Source organism: Paenibacillus sp. Marseille-Q4541, from assembly GCF_018310695.1.
In the GTDB taxonomy this organism is placed as follows: domain Bacteria; phylum Bacillota; class Bacilli; order Paenibacillales; family Paenibacillaceae; genus Paenibacillus.
The window spans coordinates 1-7,590 of record NZ_JAGXCY010000068.1 but is presented as its reverse complement, the minus strand read 5'-3'; the positions used below and the strand labels follow the sequence as shown (position 1 = coordinate 7,590).

General features: G+C 41.8%; 2 protein-coding genes. Both read right to left on the bottom strand.

Annotation, left to right across the window (positions count from 1 at the left end; translation table 11 throughout):
• The coding region (locus KFT32_RS26840) for a non-ribosomal peptide synthetase (RefSeq protein WP_249436170.1) at window positions 1-6,227 on the bottom strand (6,227 nt) is incomplete at its 3' end.
• Window positions 6,121-7,500 (bottom strand): AMP-binding protein, encoded by a 1,380-nt coding sequence (locus KFT32_RS27375; RefSeq protein ID WP_249436169.1) that lies wholly within the window; start codon window positions 7,498-7,500, stop codon window positions 6,121-6,123. The genes KFT32_RS27375 and KFT32_RS26840, both read right to left, overlap by 107 nt.
• Between the last annotated feature and the right edge of the window lie 90 nt (window positions 7,501-7,590).

Genomic DNA, 7,590 nt, shown 5'->3' with positions numbered 1-7,590 from the left:
AGTTCCGCTGGGTCCTGATTTTGCGTTTCGGTTACCATGACTAGCTTGCTTCCTGACAAACCACTCGAAAATATTTCCCATACGGCTGCATCAAATATATAAGTCGATTTCTGCAACATCACGCTCTGTTCATCCATCTGCCCCTGTACCCGCTGCCAGGTTGCCAGATGAACCAGATTGCGATTTTCGATCATGACACCTTTCGGCTGTCCTGTCGTACCCGAGGTATAGATGACATATGCTAAATTTGGCGCCGAGGCAATCAGAGGAAGATTATCTTCTACCTGATCCTGCTCCTCCGTCAAATCAATGACCGTCTTCCCTTCCAGCGGAAGATTCTCTCTCTTCACTCCCGGCCCCAACAGTACGACTTCCACTCCACTGTCGTTCAGCATATAGCGTATCCGGTCCGCTGGATGCTCCGGATCAATCGGGAGATAAGCTCCGCCTGCTTTGAGTACACCATATATGCCGACCAGCATGTCGAGTGAGCGACCCGTAATAAGACCTACAATGTTGTCAGGTCCTACCCCTTTATTTCGTAACAAATGTCCTAGGTAATTCGCCCGGGCATTTAGTTCTCGGTAATGTAGATTCTCCTCTTCAAATACGGCTGCAATCCGCTCAGGTACACGTGCTGCCTGTTCCTCGAAAAGCTCAATCACCGTTTTATGGGAAGGGTAGTCCACTTCTGTATCATTAAAGAGGTGCAGCACCTGCTGCTGTTCCTCCTCGTTCATCATGGTTAGCTTATGCAAAGCTTCTGTCGGGTTCAGCAGAACATGGGAGAGCAGAACATCAAAATGCTCCGCCATGCGTTCGATTGTCTCCTGCTGAAACAAGTCTGTGCAGTACTCCCAGTGCAGCTTATACCCTTCATCCACTTCTTCCATACTTACGGTTAAGTCGAAGGTAGCAGCAACACTATCTGTGCCCACCTGCACTAGTGGACTTGTACCGAGAGTAAATTGTGAACTTTCATTATTTTGTAGAGCAAATACCACATCAAAGATGGGATTACGTGAAATATCTCTTTCCAGCACCACATTATCTACCAAAAGTTCAAACGGATATTCCTGATTCTCATAGGCTTTCAAGCACTTTTCCTTAATCTGTGCTACAAAGTCAATAAATGTTTGATCCGCTTGCATTTTTCCTTTGATCGCCAGCGTATTAACGAACATCCCGAGCATGTGCTCTGACTCTGGATGCACCCTTCCTGCAATCGGGCTTCCTACCACGATCTCTTCCTGCCTGCTGTAACGACCCATGAGCTGCATAAAAGCAGACAGCAAAACCATATATTCTGTTGCACCTATTTTTTGGGCGAGCTCCTTCGCTGCCTTTTTATGTTCCACAGTTAAACGAGTTACTAAGCTCTTTCCTATATGACTTTGGTACTGTGGCCTAGCAAAATCCGTCTTCATATCCAGCACAGGAATATCACCTGAGAATTCTTCCAGCCAGTAAGTTTCTTGCTTCTGTAAATCCCGTGCATTCTGCCATGCAGTATAGTCTTTATACTGGACCCTAAGTTCAGGAAGCTCCATTCCTTGATACAAGCTAGACAAATCAGCAAACAGTATACTTCTAGATGCCTCATCAAAAATAATATGATGAATATCAAGCATCATTGTGAATTCATTGTCCGTGGATTTAATTACCTGTACTCTCATTAGCGGTGCTTTGCCTAAATCAAAGGAACGGATAAATTGACGGAACAAGTCCGGAATTTGTTCGGTGTGTGCTTCTATATAATGTAAGTCTAGTTCAGAAGTATCCTCTATCACTTGGAAGAAGTTTTCTTTGTCATGAACAAAACGTGTTCTCAACAAATCATGCCGTTTACAAAGCTGTGTAAGAGCTTGCTCTAAACGACCTAGATCTAGTTGCCCTTGTACTCTAAACATAGTAGGAATATTGTAAGTAATACTTTCATCTTGCATTTGGTGAATGACAAAAATCCTCTTTTGAACAGAACTCATTTCATAAGTTTTCATTTTAGGTTGGATGGTAATAGGTTGATAGACTTCCGCATCTGCTGAGGAAGCAACTATTATTTGAGCAATTTTCCTCACTGTAGGTGAATGGAGCAATTCTCTTAGAGGTAATCGTATGCTGAATTTTTGTTCCAAAGCATGGACTAAACGTGTTGCCCGAAGCGAGTGACCTCCTAATTCAAAGAAACTGTCATCAATGCCCACACGTCCTGCATTTAGAATTGCTTGAAATATGTCCACAATATGGGTTTCAAGTTCATTACGTGGAGCCACATAACGCTCATGTCCAATAATCTTAGGTTCTGGTAATGCCTTTTTATCAAGTTTTCCGTTTCTAGTGAGTGGAAGTGTCGTCAGTTCGTTTATAGATGAAGGTATCATGTATGTAGGTAGAGTTTTGCCTAGTTGTTCCCGAATGACCTTCAAATCAATAACCTTGCTCCCTACCACATAAGCACACAGGTATTTCTCACCTCGATCTTCCCGGGATATAACAGCCGCATCATAAATACCGTCTATTTCACGCAGCCTGTTCTCAATTTCCCCGAGTTCAATCCGGTATCCCCGTATTTTCACCTGATCCCCAATCCGGCCAAGATATTCAATATTTCCATCACTCGAAAAGCGTGCTAAATCTCCCGTACGATAGATTCGTTCTCCCGGTTTGAATGGATTTTCTACAAACTTTTCAGCAGTAAGTTCAGGCAGATTCAAATACCCTCTGGCTACCCCTGCTCCCCCAATACATAGTTCCCCAGGCATGCCGATACCGCATAATTGATCTCCATCCAATATATAAATTTGTGTGTTCAAGATCGGTTTGCCAATGGGTACAATTCCGGTTTGCTCGTAGGAATCGAATGTGTATGAGGTAGCCGTGACCGTACACTCGGTTGGCCCATATAAATTACCTAATTTCTCAAGGCCATTTCCAGTTACCTGCATAAATTTAGTAAGCAGATCAGACGTTATGGGCTCAGCGGCCAAATAAATACGATCTGCCGCTTGCAGCGCTTCTTCACAGTGATGGATCTCAGCATATTCCAGGAGTGTTCGCAGCATGGAAGGGATTAAAGCAATCTGTGCATTCGGCATGATATCCAGCAAAGGACCAGGTTCTTTATTTTCAGATTCTGTAATCATTCTGAGTTTACTGCCGGATAGAAGCGTCGAAAAAATCTCCCAAGCAGATCCGTCAAAGGCATATGTCGTTTTTTGGATCATGACGGTATCCTTATTGTAGTTTCCATTGCTGATTTGCCAGATTGCTTGATTTACCAAATTACGATGCTCCACCATCACCCCTTTGGGTTGTCCTGTCGTACCGGACGTGTAGATCACGTATGCTAAATCATGAGGCTTCGTGATTCCAACAGGATTTGTAACTTCTTCTGGCAAATATTCCGTGAGATCTATGAGAACTGTACTATGAGGCAACTCTTGACATGCTTTTTGACCGCCAGGACCCACCAAAATAATTGATGAACCGCTATCTTGCAGCATATAGGTAATCCGTTCTGTCGGATGCTCCGGATCAATCGGTAAATAGGCAGCCCCTGCTTTTAATATCCCAAACATTCCTACGATCATCTCGATCGATCGCTCAGAAATTATACCGATGATATCGTCTGCTCCTGCACCCAGTCTTCTTAATCTTCTACCCACCTGATTGGCCCGCTCATTCAGCTCTCGATAGGATAAGGATTGTTCCTGGAATACAACGGCAATATGATCGGGGGTTCGTTCTACTTGTTCTTCGAATATCGAAATTACATTGTTATCCGAATATTCATCATTAGTGTCATTGAATTCCTGGAGAAGAGTGTACCGTTCATGATCACTCATTATGTCAAGATCATTCAGTTTTTTTAACGGGTGAAGGGCAGCATTCATCGCTAGTGTGTTAAAATGAGCAGCCATTCTCTCAATAGATTCCCTTTTGAATAAATCTGAACAGTACTCCCATTCAAGTTCATAACCATCTTCACTTTCTTCTATACTAACCGTGAGATCAAAGGTCGATCCTACACGATTTTCACGGATGCTAATTAAATCAGCACCACCGAGATTCATTCTTTTCTTATCATTGTTCTGCATCACGAACATGACATCGAAAATAGGATTTCTGGAAAGATCTCTTTCGATTTCTAGCTTCTCTACAAGATTCTCGAATGGATACTCCTGATTTTCATAAGCTCTCAAGCATTTTTCTTTCATCTGCAGAACGAGTTCTGTAAAAGTTTGACCTTCATGCAGTTCTCCCTTAATAGCCAAGGTGTTAACAAACATCCCTAACATGTGCTCTGTCTGTGGATGTAACCTGCCTGCAATTGGACTTCCTATGACGATACTCTCTTGTCTGCTGTAGCGCCTGAGCAGCTGCATGAATATAGAGAGCAAGATCATATATTCCGTAGCTCCTGTGTTTTTGCTTACATTCTTTACTGCTTCCTTATGCTCTTTGGAAAGCCGAGTAAACACACTTGATCCCCGATTACTTTGAAGCTGCGGTCTTGGGAAATCCGTATGCAGCTGCAATACAGGGACATCGTTTGAAAATTCATTAAGCCAGTACTTCTCTTGTTCTTTTAGATCTCTTTGATTCTGCCAGACACTGTAGTCCTTATACTGTACGCTGAGTTCAGGTAAGGATTCGCCATTGTATAGTTTGGTCAGATCCTCTAGCAGGATGCTTGCCGAAGCATCATCATAGATAATGTGGTGAATATCAAGGAACAACAGCGTTTCGTCATATTTGGTTTTGACCACCTTTCCCCGTAAGAGCGGAGCAATACTCATATCAAAAGGCTGTACAAAATCCTTGAATAAATCAGAAACTTCGTCAGTGTGATTTTCTTCGTAATCCAAGGCTATCTGGGATTTATCCTCAATAACTTGATAGAAATGATCCTGTTCATGGTAAAAATGTGTGCGAAGCAATTCATGACGCTCACCAAGCTTGAAAAATGCCTGCTTCAACCGTTCTACGTTTACTTCACCCGAAACTTTCAATAATGTCGGAATATTATATGCAACACTGTCACCCTGCATTTGCTGTATTACATATAATCTCTTTTGGACTGAGCTCATTTCATACTGCCGATGTGCTTGCACCTGAACAGGAATGGGCTCCACCCGAGAAGACTCAGGTCTCATTACAGCCATTTCAGCAATGTTTCTAACGGTTTGACCGATAAGTATATCCCGAATTCCAAAACGTATGCCAAGTCGCTCCTCCAGCTGATTTACCAATTTCGTTGCACGCAGTGAATGACCACCAAGCTCAAAAAATGGATCATCGATACCGATCTCTTTAACCCCGAGTATATTTTGAAATGCTTGCGCAATAACGTTTTCTATTTTATTCCTTGGTGCAATGTATGGATAAGAGCTAACATGTATTGGCTTCGGAAGTGCTTTTTTATCCAGCTTACCGTTTCTTGTCACCGGTAATTTTTCAATTTGCATAATATGAGAAGGTACCATATATAAAGGAAGTCGCTCGGACAGTTGATCCTTCAGTACTTGGATATTAAGTTCTTTCTGTGAAACAACATAAGCGCATAGGGACTTGTCCCCATCCTGCTCTACAGCTATAACAGCCGCATTATCAACACCATCAAAAGCCCTAAGCTGACTCGTGATTTCACCCAGTTCAATTCTGTAACCTCTGATTTTCACTTGCTCGTCCATTCTTCCTAGATATTCAATCGTCCCGGAATCAGTCCAAAAGGCTAGGTCTCCCGTTCGATAAATTCGTTCATCAGGGTGGTACGGGTTATCCACGAATTTTTCAGCGGTCAGTTCCGGTCTGTTTAAGTAACCACGTGTTACACCTGTACCTCCAATACATAATTCTCCAGGCATACCAACCCCACACAATTGATTGTCATTTAAAATATAGATATGCATATTAGCAAGCGGCCTACCTATATGAATTTTGGTTAGTATTTCATCGGATGGTACGTCATACGAGGTTGCAAATACAGTGGCTTCCGTTGGACCATACGAATTCACTAACCTTGTCGTCCCACCACTTTTATTATTGAATTGATTCGCTAAAACTACCGGCAACGCTTCACCAGAAAGCTGAATTCTACGTAACGATTTCACTAACTTGCTATCTACAAAGGGCAGAAACCCTTCCAGAACCGACGGTACGAAAGAGGTACGAGTAACCTGTTGTTGATAAATTAATTGAGCGATTTTTTTCGGGCTCTTTTTCATCTTCTGGAGGGAGTAGCACCAGCTTTGCACCAGCCATATAACCTACGAATAGTTCCCAGATCGACAAATCAAAAGCATAGGTCGTTTTCTGCAAAATAACCTCATCTGGTAGATATTCATCTTCCAGCATCCAGAAAACAAAATTTACTAAATTTCGATTTTCGACCATAACTCCTTTTGGATTACCCGTTGTACCTGATGTGTATATCACATAAGCGAGATGTTCAGGAAGGGCGTAATGATCTAGATTCGCAGTTTCTCCCTCTTCGAAAGTACCTAGATCAATGATATGAATATCCTCTAATTGACTCACTTTCTCCTGACTACATGGCCCAGTGAGTAAAACAGGAGATTTACTATCTGATAACATGAATTTCATCCGTGAAATCGGCATTTCCGGATCAATGGGTAAATAAGCCCCCCCTGCCTTAAGAACACCGTATATTCCAACAATCATTTCTACTGATCTTTGGGCCATTATTCCTACGATAGTATCCGGCATGACTCCTTCTTCTCTTAGTCTTCTTCCAACTTGGTTCGCCCTAGCATTGAGCTCTCGGTATGTAAGAGTGATACCTTTAAACTCTAATGCTATATGATCTGGGTTCCGTTCAACTTGTTGCTCAAACAGTTCAATCATTGTTTTATCTTCAGGATAATCGCGTTTGCTCTCATTAAAATGATATAGAACTTCCTTTGACTCCGATTCGTCTATCAATGAAATCTCATGAAGAGGATCAAATGGTCTTGAAGCCATCTGCAGCGCAATACCCAAAACCCTTCTATGCACTCGGTTTATTAAGTTTTCCTGAAAAAGTTCGGAATTGAATTGATAAAGGAAAGATATACTGTTTTCGGACATGCTAATGCCTACGGTGGTCGTTTGTTCCCCCGACTGTACATTTTCATTTAGATAAAGACGTTCAAATAGCAGAATATCTCCATAATCGGAATCCATATTACTAACTTCCAATTCATCCATAAGGGACCAATGTTCACACATCATTCTCATAAATGAGCTTGATGTCTGCTGTTTATCTACCTCATATTCAATCGCAACGAACGTTCCCCTTTTATTAAGGATATGAATTGACTCTGACTGATTACCAGAAATTTGACTCTTATAGAAACACCAAGCAGCAGCAAATAATTTCAGAACATCAATACCATTTATAATCGTAAATCGTTTAATATTGTCGAATCTTTTCCCATCCAGGCTGTATTCAATTTCAAATTTCTTAGGATTCGTATACTCGCTCATCAAACTCTTCATTTCATCTCTCCTAATAAATAACGATTATTTGCTGAAAAATGGATGTGCATTAAGAACTAGGACCTTTTGTTTATCATTCGAATATTAAGC

Excerpts from the sequence above, each read along its gene's own strand:
- KFT32_RS27375 (WP_249436169.1), bottom strand. The coding sequence starts at position 7,500 with ATGAAGAGTTTGATGAGCGAGTATACGAATCCTAAGAAATTTGAAATT.